Source organism: Streptococcus sp. 29887, assembly GCF_032595075.1.
Taxonomy (GTDB): domain Bacteria; phylum Bacillota; class Bacilli; order Lactobacillales; family Streptococcaceae; genus Streptococcus; species Streptococcus iners.
In genome coordinates, this window is record NZ_CP118735.1 from 364020 (window position 1) to 378344 (window position 14325).

General features: G+C 45.0%; 14 protein-coding genes. 13 read left to right on the forward strand and 1 reads right to left on the reverse strand.

What is annotated here, in order from left to right; all coding sequences use genetic code 11:
• The first annotated feature begins 76 nt into the window (after positions 1-76).
• The 6 genes from PW252_RS01830 to gatB all read left to right on the forward strand — a co-directional run bounded on the left by PW252_RS01830 (position 77) and on the right by gatB (position 6263).
• Positions 77-1291 carry a pyridoxal phosphate-dependent aminotransferase gene (locus tag PW252_RS01830; protein ID WP_105118589.1) on the forward strand — a complete coding sequence of 405 codons (1215 nt, stop codon included), beginning with the start codon at positions 77-79 and terminating at the stop codon, positions 1289-1291.
• A gap of 291 nt (positions 1292-1582) precedes the next feature.
• A complete protein-coding gene (codY, locus tag PW252_RS01835) occupies positions 1583-2371 on the forward strand; it encodes a GTP-sensing pleiotropic transcriptional regulator CodY (RefSeq protein WP_105118588.1) in 789 nt (262 codons plus the stop codon).
• Position 2372: 1 nt separating this feature from the next.
• On the forward strand, positions 2373-2924 hold the full coding sequence (locus tag PW252_RS01840; protein WP_248050220.1) for a cysteine hydrolase family protein: 552 nt from the start codon (positions 2373-2375) through the stop codon (positions 2922-2924).
• 131 nt (positions 2925-3055) lie between these two features.
• Positions 3056-3358, forward strand: coding sequence for an Asp-tRNA(Asn)/Glu-tRNA(Gln) amidotransferase subunit GatC (gene gatC / locus PW252_RS01845; protein ID WP_011921930.1), 303 nt, complete (start codon positions 3056-3058; stop codon positions 3356-3358).
• On the forward strand, positions 3358-4824 hold the full coding sequence (gene gatA / locus PW252_RS01850; RefSeq protein WP_248050217.1) for an Asp-tRNA(Asn)/Glu-tRNA(Gln) amidotransferase subunit GatA: 1467 nt from the start codon (positions 3358-3360) through the stop codon (positions 4822-4824). The genes gatC and gatA overlap by 1 nt, the downstream gene beginning before the upstream one ends.
• Complete coding sequence (gatB, locus tag PW252_RS01855; RefSeq protein ID WP_248050216.1) at positions 4824-6263, forward strand: Asp-tRNA(Asn)/Glu-tRNA(Gln) amidotransferase subunit GatB; 1440 nt, start codon at positions 4824-4826, stop codon at positions 6261-6263. Before gatA ends, gatB begins: the two co-directional genes overlap by 1 nt.
• A 51-nt stretch (positions 6264-6314) precedes the next feature.
• Here the strand turns inward: gatB and PW252_RS01860 are convergent, their stop codons facing one another.
• The gene (locus tag PW252_RS01860) at positions 6315-7313 is read right to left on the reverse strand and encodes a LacI family DNA-binding transcriptional regulator (protein WP_248050215.1); all 999 of its coding nucleotides are present in this window, start codon (positions 7311-7313) and stop codon (positions 6315-6317) included.
• A 132-nt stretch (positions 7314-7445) separates the two neighbouring features.
• Here PW252_RS01860 and PW252_RS01865 point away from each other — a divergent pair, with 132 nt between their 5' ends.
• From PW252_RS01865 to yqeH, 7 genes are all read left to right on the forward strand, one after another.
• On the forward strand, positions 7446-8618 hold the full coding sequence (locus PW252_RS01865) for a galactokinase (RefSeq protein ID WP_248050214.1): 1173 nt from the start codon (positions 7446-7448) through the stop codon (positions 8616-8618).
• 9 nt (positions 8619-8627) lie between these two features.
• Positions 8628-10109, forward strand: coding sequence for a UDP-glucose--hexose-1-phosphate uridylyltransferase (gene galT, locus PW252_RS01870; RefSeq protein ID WP_248050212.1), 1482 nt, complete (start codon positions 8628-8630; stop codon positions 10107-10109).
• 75 nt (positions 10110-10184) lie between these two features.
• Positions 10185-11093 carry a DMT family transporter gene (locus tag PW252_RS01875; RefSeq protein WP_248050210.1) on the forward strand — a complete coding sequence of 303 codons (909 nt, stop codon included), beginning with the start codon at positions 10185-10187 and terminating at the stop codon, positions 11091-11093.
• 48 nt (positions 11094-11141) lie between these two features.
• The gene (locus tag PW252_RS01880) at positions 11142-11771 is read left to right on the forward strand and encodes a copper homeostasis protein CutC (protein WP_248050207.1); all 630 of its coding nucleotides are present in this window, start codon (positions 11142-11144) and stop codon (positions 11769-11771) included.
• A gap of 117 nt (positions 11772-11888) precedes the next feature.
• A complete protein-coding gene (locus PW252_RS01885; protein WP_248050205.1) occupies positions 11889-12566 on the forward strand; it encodes an SEC10/PgrA surface exclusion domain-containing protein in 678 nt (225 codons plus the stop codon).
• A 110-nt stretch (positions 12567-12676) separates the two neighbouring features.
• Complete coding sequence (locus PW252_RS01890) at positions 12677-13204, forward strand: YqeG family HAD IIIA-type phosphatase (protein WP_105118579.1); 528 nt, start codon at positions 12677-12679, stop codon at positions 13202-13204.
• Entirely contained in the window at positions 13205-14311 is a 1107-nt protein-coding gene (yqeH, locus tag PW252_RS01895; RefSeq protein WP_029186836.1) for a ribosome biogenesis GTPase YqeH, read from the forward strand.
• Positions 14312-14325: the final 14 nt, after the last annotated feature.

A 14325-nucleotide genomic window follows, 5' to 3' on the forward strand; every position in this document is an offset into this window, starting at 1 on the left:
AAAATGTAAAGGTATTCTTGTGCTTTTTTTGCTTTTAAAGTAAAATAGAAAAATAGAAGAAAGTCGAGGTGACGACATGAAACAGTTTAATAAATCAACTAAATTAGATGATGTAGCTTATGATATTCGTGGTCCAGTTTTGGAAGAAGCTATGCGTATGCGTGCCAACGGTGAGCAGATTTTACGCCTGAATACAGGAAACCCTGCTGAATTTGGTTTTACTGCTCCAGATGAGGTTATTCGTGACCTCATCCACAATGCTCGCAAGTCAGAAGGTTATTCTGATAGTAAGGGAATTTTTTCAGCCCGTAAGGCGATTATGCAGTATTGTCAGTTGAAGAAGTTTCCAAATGTGGATATCGAAGATATTTATATTGGTAATGGTGTCAGTGAGCTGATTGTTATGTCTATGCAGGGCTTGCTAGACAATGGGGATGAGGTTTTGGTACCTATGCCTGACTATCCACTTTGGACGGCAGCTGTGAGTTTGGCTGGTGGTAAGGCTGTCCATTATGTCTGTGATGAGGCGGCGGATTGGTACCCAGACTTGGCTGATATGGAGGCCAAAGTGACGTCACGGACCAAGGCCATTGTTTTGATCAACCCTAACAACCCAACGGGTGCTCTTTATCCCAAAGAGGTCTTGGAGGGAATTATTGATATTGCTCGCAGACATGAATTGATTATTTTCTCTGATGAGATTTATGATCGGATGGTCTTTGACGGTGCGGTTCATATTCCGATTGCGACCTTGGCACCGGACTTATTTGTCGTGACCATGAATGGTTTGTCAAAATCCCATCGTATCTGTGGTTTCCGTGTGGGTTGGATGGTCTTGTCTGGACCTAAGAAACATGTGAAAGGCTATATCGAAGGCTTGAACATGTTGTCCAATATGCGCTTGTGTTCAAACGTATTGGCTCAGCAAGTTGTTCAGACTTCCTTGGGCGGTGTTCAATCTGTTGACAAACTACTCATGCCAGGTGGTCGTCTGTACGAACAACGAGAATTTATTACCAAGGCTATCAATGATATTCCTGGTTTATCAGCAGTCAAGCCAAAGGCGGGATTATATGTCTTTCCTAAGATTGACCGCGATATGTACCGAGTGGACGATGATGAACAGTTTGTCTTGGATTTCTTAAAACAGGAAAAAGTCTTGCTTGTTCATGGTCGTGGTTTCAACTGGAAAGATCCAGACCATTTCCGAATTGTCTATCTGCCACGTGTAGACGAATTGGCAGAAATTCAGGAAAAAATGACTCGTTTCTTGCGTCAATACCGTAGATAAGATTGGAGGCTGGGCAGAAAGTCCAGCCTCGCTTCTCAGAGTTCGTGTCAACATCTCAGCGCAGTGGTTGATTGGCAGATTTATTCGTGTTTCACACTCCAAATCTGACCTAATCAACTGTGCGGGGGTGGGAAGACGAACTCTTTTTAGACTGGTCGAGTTCTTTCCCACTCCCTTTTTCTTACTTGAAATTGTAAGTACTATTTCAAAAATAGTAAATTTTCTGATAATTGTTGAAATTTGCCTAATAATTCGGTATAATAAGTGTAATTACAGTAAAAAGAGGAACATATGACAACATTATTAGAAAAAACTCGGGATATTACTTCTATTTTGAAGCGTTCCGAAGAGCAATTGGCAGAAGAATTGCCTTACAATGCCATCGCGGAGCACTTATCTGATATAATTGATTGCAACGCCTGCATTATCAATAGTGAGGGTGAGATTTTGGGTTATCATATGAACTACAAGACCAATAATGACAGGGTTGAAGAGTTCTATATTAACAAACAGTATCCAGAAGAATATGTAAAATCGATTGCTCAGGTCTATGATACCCAGGTTAACTTGCCAGTTGAGAGTGAGCTGACAGCTATTCCTGTGGAATCTCGTTCGATCTACCCGAATGGTTTGACCACCATTGCTCCTATCCATGTGACGGGAATCCGTTTTGGCAGCTTGATTATCTGGCGCAATGAAGAGCAATTCCACGAAGAAGATTTGATTTTGGTTGAGATTGCGGCAACAGTAGTAGGTATTCAATTGCTCAACTTCCAGCGGGAAGAGGATGAGAAAAATATTCGTCGTCGTGCAGCGGTCAATATGGCGGTTAATACCCTTTCCTATTCTGAAATGAAGGCTGTTGCGGCTATTTTGGGCGAATTGAATGGTAATGAAGGTCAATTGACGGCTTCTGTTATTGCAGATCGTATCGGCATTACTCGCTCTGTGATCGTCAATGCCCTGCGCAAGTTGGAGAGTGCAGGGATTATTGAAAGTCGTTCGCTTGGTATGAAAGGAACTTATTTGAAGGTCCTCATTCCAGCTATCTTTGATGAAATTAAGAAACGTGACTACTAAGATGACAAAAGCATTGATTTCGATTGATTATACGGTTGATTTTGTGGCTGACCATGGCAAATTAACCGCGGGGAAACCTGCTCAGGCTATTGCTGAGCGGATTGCCCAGGTGACAAGGGAAGCCTTTGAAAATGGGGACTATATCGTTTTTGCCATTGATGGTCATGAAGAGGGGGATGACTTGCATCCTGAAAGCAAGCTCTTTCCACCTCACAATATCATGGGAACAGACGGGCGAGATTTGTATGGTCCTTTGGCGGATTTTTATAGCGAAAACAAGAATCATGCCCGTGTTCGTTGGATGGACAAGCGGCATTACTCGGCCTTTTCTGGGACGGATTTGGATGTTCGTTTGAGAGAACGTCGGGTGGATACGGTGGTCTTGACAGGTGTCCTGTCTGATATCTGTGTCCTGCATACAGCCATTGATGCCTACAATAAAGGCTATCGGATTGAGGTCGTGGCTTCTGCAATTGCCGCATTGACGGAGGAGAGCCATCAGTTTGCTCTCAACCATCTGCGCCATGTGCTTGGTGCGACCATTATAGATTAGGGTTTAGGAACCAGTCGTTAGACTGGTTTTTTGCCGAAAAAAAGCTTCCATCGGAGGGAATATCTACCTTTGTGTGGAGCTGGAAATATGGTATAATGAGAAGATAGATTTCCATTAGGAGGAAAGTAAGAATGAAGATTTCTGAAGCTGAAGTCCGTCACGTTGCCAAGCTGTCCAAGCTGGAATTTTCGGACCAGGAAACAGCGGAATTTGCGACAAGTTTGAGCAAGATTGTCGATATGGTTGAATTGCTCAATGAAGTAGATACGACAGGTGTGGCGGTAACGACAACCATGGCTGACCGTAAGAATGTCTTGCGAGCAGATATTGCCCAAAAAGGTGAGAGCCGTGAGGAGCTCTTTAAAAATGTGCCTGAATCACAAGATAACTTTATCAAGGTACCAGCTATTCTAGACGGGGGAGGAGATGCCTAATGACTTTTAACAATAAAACCATTGATGAATTGCATGATCTCCTTGTCAAGAAGGAGATTTCTGCGGTTGAGTTGACCAAGGCAACCTTGGAAGACATTAAGAGCCGTGAGGGAGCAGTGGATGCTTTCTTGACTATCACAGAAGATGCGGCCTTGGCGCAGGCGGTTGCTCTTGATGAAAAGGGAATTGACGCGAACAATGTTATGGCTGGTATTCCCTTGGCAGTTAAGGATAATATCTCTACGAAGGGGATTTTGACCACTGCTGCTTCAAAAATGCTTTATAATTATGAGCCGATTTTCGATGCGACATCAGTTTCCCAAGCCTATGCCAAGGATATGATTGTTGTTGGTAAGACCAACATGGATGAATTTGCTATGGGTGGTTCTAATGAGAACTCTGCCTTCAAACCGACCAAAAATGCTTGGGACCAGACAAAAGTTCCTGGTGGTTCATCAGGTGGCTCAGCTGCTGCTGTTGCGTCTGGTCAGGTCCGTTTGTCACTCGGTTCTGACACAGGCGGCTCCATCCGCCAGCCTGCAGCCTTTAATGGTATCGTTGGTATGAAACCGACCTATGGAACGGTGTCACGTTTTGGTTTGATTGCCTTTGGTTCATCTCTTGACCAGATTGGTCCATTTTCACAGACAGTTAAGGAAAATGCTCAATTATTGAATGTTATTTCTGGCCATGATGTCAAGGATGCGACATCAACCATCAATGAAATTGCTGACTTCACTAGCAAGATTGGTCAGGACATCAAGGGTATGAAGATTGCTCTGCCAAAAGAATACATGGGCGAAGGGATTGATCCGCAGGTTAAGGAAACTATTCTCAAGGCGGCTAAGCACTTGGAAAGCCTGGGGGCGATTATCGAGGAAGTCAGCCTGCCACATTCTAAGTATGGGGTTGCCGTTTACTACATCATTGCTTCATCAGAGGCTTCTTCTAACTTGCAACGTTTTGACGGAATCCGTTATGGTTTCCGTGCAGAAGATGCGACAAACTTGGATGAGATTTACGTGAAAACCCGTAGCCAAGGTTTTGGTGAGGAAGTTAAACGTCGTATCATGTTGGGAACATTCAGTTTATCGTCTGGTTACTACGATGCCTACTTCAAGAAGGCTGGTCAGGTGCGGACTTTAATTATCCAAGATTTTGAGAAAGTCTTTGCGGACTATGACTTGATTTTGGGGCCAACTGCTCCGACGGTTGCCTTTGGTTTGGACACGCTCAACCATGACCCTGTGGCCATGTACTTGGCGGATCTCTTGACTATTCCTGTCAACTTGGCAGGTCTTCCAGGTATTTCGATTCCTGCTGGTTTTGTAGAAGGCTTGCCTGTTGGCTTGCAGTTGATTGGTCCAAAATATTCAGAAGAAACCATTTACCAAGTGGCTGCTGCCTTTGAAGCGACAACAGACTACCACAAGCAACAACCTGTGATTTTTGGAGGTGCTAACTAATGAACTTTGAAACGATTATTGGTCTAGAAGTCCATGTGGAGTTGAATACCAACTCGAAAATTTTCTCACCTTCATCTGCTCATTTTGGTGAGGACCCAAATGCCAATACTAATGTGATTGACTGGTCCTTCCCAGGTGTCCTTCCAGTTCTCAACAAGGGTGTTGTGGATGCTGGTATCAAGGCAGCCTTGGCCTTGAACATGGACATTCACAAGGAAATGCACTTTGACCGGAAGAACTATTTCTATCCTGATAACCCGAAAGCCTATCAAATTTCCCAGTTTGACGAGCCAATCGGCTACAATGGTTGGATTGAGATTGAGCTAGAAGACGGTTCAACCAAGAAAATCCGTATCGAACGTGCGCATTTGGAGGAGGATGCTGGTAAGAATACCCACGGGACAGACGGCTACTCTTATGTAGACCTCAACCGTCAGGGCGTGCCATTGATTGAGATTGTATCAGAAGCCGATATGCGCTCGCCTGAAGAGGCCTATGCCTACTTGACAGCCCTTAAAGAAATCATCCAGTACACTGGTATTTCAGATGTCAAGATGGAAGAAGGTTCTATGCGCGTGGATGCTAACATCTCTCTTCGCCCCTATGGTCAGGAGAAATTTGGTACCAAGACTGAGTTGAAAAACCTCAACTCCTTCAACTATGTTCGCAAGGGCTTGCAGCATGAAGTAGAACGTCAGGCCAAAATCTTGCGTTCAGGTGGTCAAATCCAGCAGGAAACTCGCCGTTACGATGAATCTACTGGGGAAACTATTCTTATGCGGGTCAAGGAAGGTTCAGCGGACTACCGTTACTTCCCAGAGCCAGATCTACCGCTCTATGAGATTGACGATAGCTGGATTGAGGAAGTACGTGCAGAATTGCCAGTCTTTCCTAAGGCTCGCCGTGTTCACTATGTGGAAAACTTGGGCTTGACAGCATATGATGCAGGTCAATTGACATCAACCAAAGCTCTGTCTGACTTCTTTGAAGCAGCAGTGGCAGCAGGTGGCGATGCCAAACAAGTGTCCAACTGGTTGCAGGGTGAAGTAGCTCAATTCCTCAATGCTGAAGGTAAGACTATTGAGCAAATCGCTCTAACACCAGAAAACTTGGTTGAAATGATAGCCTTGATTGCAGATGGAACCATTTCATCTAAGATTGCTAAGAAAGTCTTTGTTCACCTGGCTAAGGAAGGTGGCTCTGCTAAGGCTTACGTTGAGAAGGCTGGTTTGGTACAGATTTCAGATCCAGCTGTCCTCATTCCGATTATCCACCAAGTCTTTGCGGATAATGAAGCGGCTGTAGCTGACTTCAAGTCTGGCAAACGCAATGCCGATAAGGCCTTTACAGGCTTCTTGATGAAAGCGACTAAAGGACAAGCCAACCCACAAGTTGCACAACAACTCTTGGCTCAGGAATTGGCTAAGTTGTTGGATTAAAATGAATAGAAGCAAACCGAGAATTCGTTGGAACTCTCGGTTTTTACACTTTCAATAAGAACTCTCCCGAATAACCAGCTGAGTACCTAGCTTAATTTTACGGGGATGGTGGGGGTGTGGACTAGTTATGATACGGTCTAGCAGCTGCATGGCTTCCTGGCCCATTTCTTCGGTGAAGACGCTGATAGAAGACAGGGCTGGATAGACCTGACGGGTGATGGCTGTATCGTTAAAGGTGATGAGTTGAACTCTATCGGGCACTGCGATTTGACGCTCTTGAAGGGCTCGAAGGGCACCGACTGCCAAGGTGTCATTGGCCATGAAGAAAGCTGACGGTAGTTGGTCGCCTAGATCCTCAATAGCCTGGCTCATCAGCTCATAGCCCGACTGGGTGGAGAATTTTCCTTGGTAGATATAGCTTTCTTGGAGAATACCCAAGGTGTTTAGGTAGTCACGAAAGGCAGTCAGGCGGGGGTCTGTTGGCAGTTGGTGGCCGTCTGTGGTTTCTTCCTGTCCAACTAGGAGACCAATGTCTGTCAGACCTTGTGAATGGAAGTGGTTAATAACTGTCTGTACAGAGTGTTCAAAGTCAGTCGTGATGCAGGAAAATCCTTCGGTCAGTGTATCAGAATCCACAAAAATCAGCTTGGGTGATAAGCTGGCTAGCTCTGCTATTTGCCCAGAAGAAAATTTGCCAACCGCGATGATGCCGTCCACTTCTTGGAGGAGGGGATTGGTCAGGTCGTTGAAGGAGCGGACGATTTGATAGCCCAGGAGGCTAGCGGTCTGCTCGATGCTGGCACGGATGGAATAGTAGTAGAGGTCGGCCAGCTCTTCGCTTTCAGTGTACCATTGGACAATGCCGATGGTGCCCTTTTGTTGAGGTGCTTGTTTTTTGATGTGTTTGGTGTAGCCCAATTCCTGTGCCAAGTTGAAAATGCGGTCGCGGGTTTCTTGGCTGACGGATAGGGTCAGGTCGTTCTTGAGTACGCGGGAAATGGTGGCAGATGATAATTGAGCCTTTTCAGCGATGTCTTTAATAGTAACCATGGGATTCTCCTATCTATTTGTATCTAGTATAGCACAAAAATTAAAATTAGTAAAACTTTAGTAAATTTATTGACTTTTGTTTTTTTGTGTTGTACAATAAAAGAAAACGATTACAAAATCAAGGAGGTTCCTATGAACACAGAACAACTCAAGCAAGCCTTTCTCGATGTGTTTGGTCAAGAGGCGGATGCGACTTTCTTCTCACCTGGGCGGATTAACCTGATTGGTGAGCATACAGACTACAACGGTGGTCATGTTTTCCCTGCGGCTATTACCTTGGGAACCTACGGGGCTGCTCGCAAACGTGATGACCAAGTTTTGCGTTTCTATTCTGCTAACTTTGAAGAAGTTGGTGTGATTGAGGTAGATTTGAACAACTTGGTTTTCGACAAGGCGGACAACTGGACCAACTATGCTAAGGGAGTTCTTAAATTCTTGCAAGAAGCAGGGCATGTCATTGATACAGGGATGGAAGTCTTTGTTTACGGAAATATTCCAAATGGTTCAGGCTTGTCATCATCAGCTTCCTTGGAACTCTTGATCGGTATTATCGCAGAAGAATTGTATGGACTTGAATTGACGCGACTTGATTTGGTGAAAATCGGCAAACAGACGGAAAATCATTTTATCGGTGTCAATTCTGGGATTATGGACCAGTTTGCAATCGGTATGGGAGCAGACCAGCGTGCCATTTATCTAGATACCAATACACTTGAATATGAATTGGTACCGCTGGATTTGGGTGACCATGTGATCGTCATCATGAACACCAACAAACGTCGTGAATTGGCGGATTCTAAGTACAACGAGCGCCGGGCAGAATGTGAAAAAGCTGTGGAAGAATTGAATGCAGTCTTGACTATTCAAACTCTAGGTGAATTGGATGAGTGGACCTTTGACCAATATAGTTACTTAATCAAAGATGAAAACCGTATCAAGCGTGCCCGCCATGCTGTCTTGGAAAACCAACGGACCTTGCAAGCTCGTAAGGCCTTGGAAGAAGGGGATTTGGCAACCTTTGGTCGTTTGGTCAATGCTTCCCATGTTTCCCTGGAGCATGATTATGAAGTGACAGGTTTAGAGTTGGACACCTTGGCCCATACCGCTTGGGAACAAGAAGGGGTTCTCGGGGCTCGGATGACAGGAGCTGGTTTCGGTGGCTGTGGCATTGCCATTGTCCACAAGGATAAGGTTGAAGCCTTCACGGAAAATGTCGGCAAGACCTACACTGAAGTGGTTGGCTATGAGCCAAGCTTCTATGTAGCGGAGATTGCTGGAGGCTCTCGCGTTTTATCTCGAAAATAGATTGGAGAAATGATGGCTGGATTGGTGGATCGTTTTGTTGAGCAGGTTATTGCCAACAGTGATTTTGAGGAAATGGATGCCCTTTACCTACGCAATCGGGTCTTGGCTCTGGTGGGAGAGCAAGTTTTGACTGTCCAAACGGAGTTAGAGGACTTGATTGAACTCAAGGAAGAATTATTGGCTCACGGGGTTGGAACTGGTTTTGTTGGAGAATTATTGGAAGAACAGGACATGGTTGGGGCTTGTTTGATGGACTTAATCACGCCAAGTCCTAGTCAGGTCAATCGTGATTTTTGGCAGACCTACCAGGACAGTCCAGAGCAGGCTGTGGCAGATTTCTATGCCTTGAGCAAGCGTAATGACTACATCAAGGTGGCTGCTGTTGCGAAAAATATCTACTATCAGACACCGACAGACTACGGCCACCTAGAAATTACCATCAACCTGTCCAAACCTGAGAAGGATCCCAAAGCCATTGCGGCAGCCCGTTTAGCAGAAGCTTCTAATTACCCTCAGTGCCTGCTTTGTATGGAAAACGAGGGCTATCAAGGTCGGATTAATCATCCAGCACGCGCCAACCACCGCATTATTCGCTTAGATCTTGGCAAGGAAAAGTGGGGCTTCCAGTATTCGCCTTATGCCTACTACAATGAACATGCTATTTTCTTGAACCAAGAGCATGTTCCAATGGTTATCAGTCCCCAAACCTTTGAACAGCTGTTGGACTTGCTGGACATCTTTCCAGATTATTTTGTCGGATCCAACTCAGACCTCCCCATCTCGGGTGGCTCCATCTTGACCCATAATCACTATCAAGGTGGGCGGCATAGTTTTGCCATGGAAAAGGCAGCGATAGAACGCCAGCTGGTCTTTGAGGGCTTTGAGTCCGTATCTGCTGGCCTTGTCAAGTGGCCTATGTCGGTTATTCGTTTGAGCTCGGCAGATAAGCCAGCGCTATTGAGCCTGGCGGCTAAGATTTTGGAAAAATGGCGGAGCTACTCAGATGATGCCGTTCAGATTAAGGCTGAAACGGATGGAACGCCCCATCATACCATTACCCCGATTGCTCGGAAACGAGGAGATGTGTACGAGTTGGATTTAGTTCTCCGCGACAATCAGACCTCGGTAGAATTTCCAGACGGTATCTACCATCCACACCCAGATGTCCAACATATCAAGAAAGAAAACATTGGCTTGATTGAGGTCATGGGCTTGGCGATTTTGCCTCCACGTTTGAAGGCGGAATTGGCTGAAGTCAAGAAATACTTACTGGGTCAAGCTAGTCAGGTGGCAGCCTATCATCAACCTTGGGCGGAAAGCCTGAAAACAGCTCACCCAGATGCGACGGAAGAAACCGTCGAACAAGTTATTCGAGATTCCGTCGGACAAATTTTTGCCCGTGTCCTAGAAGATGCAGGTGTCTATAAACGAACTCCAGAAGGTCAGGCGGCCTTTATGCGCTTTGTGGAATTTGTCGGTTTAGCAACCTAATTGTAAGAAAAGAGTGGGACGTGGTCCTACTCTTTTGGTATAATGGGACTATTGACACGAGATGAAGGAGTTAGGATGACTGAAAAAAGATGGGGAACCTTGATAACCTTAATAGCAGGGATTGCCTGGGGCTTGTCAGGGGTGAGTGGACAGTATTTAATCGGACGAGGCATGTCTGTACAGTTGATTACCTCCATGCGCCTGATGGTTTCAGGTCTTGTTTTGCTCGGTCTGTGTGCTGTGACAGCTAGGAGAAATTTGCTGGCACTCTTGAAAAATGGACGCGCTTTGCTAGCGGTATGTCTTTTTGCCTTGTTTGGCCTAGCCCTCAATCAGCTGGCTTATTTACAGGCTATTGCTTATACAAATGCGGCAACGGCAACAGTTCTCCAATACCTCTGCCCTATCTTAGTGCTAGCCTATACTTGCTTGAAAGATAGGCAAAGACCGACAGGGGTTGAAGTGATTTCGATTGTCTTGGCAATTGTAGGAACCTTTTTTATGGCAACCCATGGACAGTTGACTGAACTAGCGATTACCCCGCTTGGTTTAGCTTGGGGACTTTTCTCAGCCCTGACCTATGCTCTCTATATTATCCTACCTGCCCAAGTCATTGACCAGTATGGTAGTTTGTCGGTCATTGGTCTGGGGATGTTGATGGGAGGGCTGATGGTTACTTTTGGTTTACAGACCTGGCAAGAACCCCTTCAATTAGATAGTGGAAGTATGTTTGGCTTAGTGGGGATTGTTGGTGTCGGTACCATCTTTGCCTATACAGTTTTTCTCAAAGGGGTTACCATGGTCGGCCCGGTCAATGCCAGCTTGCTAGCTTCTATTGAACCTGTTGCTTCCATTATTTTTGCAGTGTGGTTGGTTAATGAGGTTTTTACGAGCATGGATTTAGTCGGCATGGTTTGTATTCTACTAGCAGTTCTGCTGATTTCGCTAAAGGATTTTTTGATTACCGAAAAGAGTATTGGTTAATATACTCTTTTTTGGTATACTTAAGAAAAAGACTTAAGAGGAATGAAAATGATAAAAGAATTTTGTTCGGAAAATCATATAGATGTAGCAAAAGCTATCTCAATGGGTGCCCAGCGGATAGAACTTTGTGATAATTTAGCAGTTGGGGGAACGACTCCGAGCTATGGAGTGATTAACTATGTTGTTCGACTAGCTCATGAAAACGATGCGACTGTCATGACCATGATTCGCCCTCGTGGTGGTGATTTTTGCTACGATGAGGCAGAGATTGAGATGATGGTGGAAGACTGTAAGGTTGCCAAAGAACTAGGCTCAGATGGCTTAGTATTTGGTGTTTTAACAGAGGATAATTGGCTGGATCAAGTTGCTTTGGAACGCTTGTTTGCTGTGTCGCAGGGTTGCCAAATTGTTTTTCACATGGCTTTTGATCAAATCCCTCGCCAACGTCAATTTGAGGCTATTGATTGGCTGGCAGCCCATGGAGTGACACGGATTTTGACAAGAGGCAGTTTGACGGGGTCAGCCTTGAATAATGTCGATTGGTTGCAGGAGCTTGTTTCCTATGCCCAAGGTAAGATAGAAATCTTAATTGGTGGTGGCTTGACAGTGGACAATGTGCCTGAATTACTAGAAAAAATACCTGTGGATCAGGTTCATGGAACTCGTTTGTTTTGGTAGCGATGAATTACTTGTATTCATATACTTGGTGTAAATATGTAACAAAAGTTGAAAAGGTTTACAATTTTCCCTTATCTTGTTACAATAAGAATATCAAACATACGGGGGAAGAAAACCATGACAATCATTGAAAGAGCTGACAACCTAGAGCGGATCATCTTGCCAGAAGGTTACTATGAAACTCTCGCTCAATATGTTCAAGCTGGGAAAACAGGTTTTGATTCGGAACTGGAAAAACTGGGTGAGCAGGGGCTAGACATCAATGTCTACAAGGGTTCTGAGCAAGATAGAAAGGTTATTCTGGAAGATATTGAGAATTTGCCACAGGAAATCCGTGAAGAGTTAGCTCGCTTTGCTGCGAACTTGCTCAATCCATTGCGGGAACAGTTGGGAACTGTAGCTGTGGAGGTCAGTGATTTAGCCCTGGATTATGCAGACAGTTTGGCTCAATCCTTGAGTAGCTCCCTCCGTTATCACAACTATGATAGTCTTATTGCTATTGCTCAAATCAAGGGTGTCGAGCCAAAAGGCAAGGACTGTCTAGCCTTTTCAGAATATCGAGAGGCTTATACGCTCTATGATGCCAAAAAATTGGTTTACAAGGCTCTAACTTGGCGTCTATTTGATGATAGTCATGCTGATTATGGTCATGCTGCAATTATTTTGGGCTTAGATAAGGAAGAATCCGGTGTTGAGGAAATTGGATTTGCCTTTTCAAAATACTCGCTGGATATTGATTGGTTGTTGACCCATATGATTTTCATTCCTAAGGATTGGATTTTAGAAAGCAAATAGGTTCATAGAATTGGCACTCGGTTCCACCGGGTGTTTTCCTTTTGGCTATCTATTCGCCTTTTTCCTAGAAAAATGGTATAATTGTCTGATAAAAATCTTTGGAGAAGTCCGTGACGTTAGAAAATTATATGCCAGATTTTGCCTTGGAAAAGGCCTATGATGTGACAGTTGATAGTTTGAAAAAACAGGGTATCAAGGTAGTCTTTGTCGATTTGGACAATACCTTGATTGCTTGGAATAATCCCGATGGTACGCCAGAGATGCGCCAGTGGTTACAGGATTTACAGGCCGCAGGCATTCCCGTTGTGGTGGTTTCCAACAACAAATACGAGCGGGTCAAGCGAGCAGTTGCACCTTTTGGGATTGAATTTGAAGCCTTTGCGCTCAAGCCTTTCACCTTTGGGATTAACCGCGCCTTAAAACGCTTTGATGTTCAGCCACATGAGGTGGTTATGATTGGGGATCAGTTGATGACAGACATTCGGGCTGCTAAGCGAGCTGGGCTCAAGTCTGTGCTGGTCAAACCCTTGATTCAGACGGACTCTATCAATACGCAGATTAACCGTTGGCGTGAGCGGCGGACCATGAAAAAAATCATCGCTAAGTATGGAGCGATAGATTACAAGAGGGAGATGTAAGTGGAAGAATTATTTTGTATCGGCTGTGGTGCCCAGATTCAGACGACAGATAAGACTGTTGCTGGATTTACACCTCAATCAGCTTTAGAAAAAGGCCTGGAAACAGGGCAACTCTACTGCCAGCGTTGTTTCCGTTTGCGCCATTACAATGAGATTTCAGATGTCAATATCTCGGATGACGATTTCTTGAAACTCCTCCATAGCGTAGGAGAAAGTGATGCCTTGGTGGTCAATGTCATTGATATTTTTGATTTCAATGGGTCAGTCATTCCAGGTTTGCCTCGTTTTATTTCTGGAAATGATGTGCTTTTGGTCGGCAACAAGCAGGACATTTTACCCAAGTCTGTCAAGACAGGCAAGGTCACTCAGTGGTTGACCGAGCGGGCGCATGAAATCGGCATGCGACCAGTTGATGTGGTCTTGACTTCTGCTCAAAACAAGCAGGCTATCAAGGACTTGATTGAAAAGATTGAACAGCACCGCAAGGGACGGGATGTCTATGTGGTCGGCGTGACCAATGTCGGTAAATCAACGCTGATCAATGCCATTATCCAAGAAATCACAGGGGACAAGGATGTCATTACGACTTCACGTTTCCCTGGAACGACACTGGATAAGATTGAAATTCCTCTGGATGATGGTTCCTACATCTATGACACGCCAGGAATTATCCATCGTCACCAGATGGCTCATTACTTGACGGCTAAAAACCTCAAGTACATCAGCCCTCGCAAGGAAATCAAGCCAAAGACCTACCAGCTCAATCCAGAACAGACCTTGTTCTTGGCTGGTCTGGGACGATTTGACTTTGTGGCTGGTGAACGCCAAGGCTTTACGGCCTTCTTTGACAATGAATTGCAACTCCACCGCACCAAACTGCAGGGGGCTAGTGAATTTTACCAGAAACATGCGGGCTCACTTTTAGTGCCGCCAACCAGCAAGGAATTGAAAGAATTTCCAGAATTGGTCCGCCATGAATTTACCATCACCGAGAAGACGGATGTGGTCTTCTCAGGACTTGGTTGGATTCGTGTCAATGAAAAGGCCAAGATTGCTGCCTGGGCGCCTAAGGGTGTGGATGTGGTCATCCGTAAGGCCATTATTTAGATGTGCGTACTGGT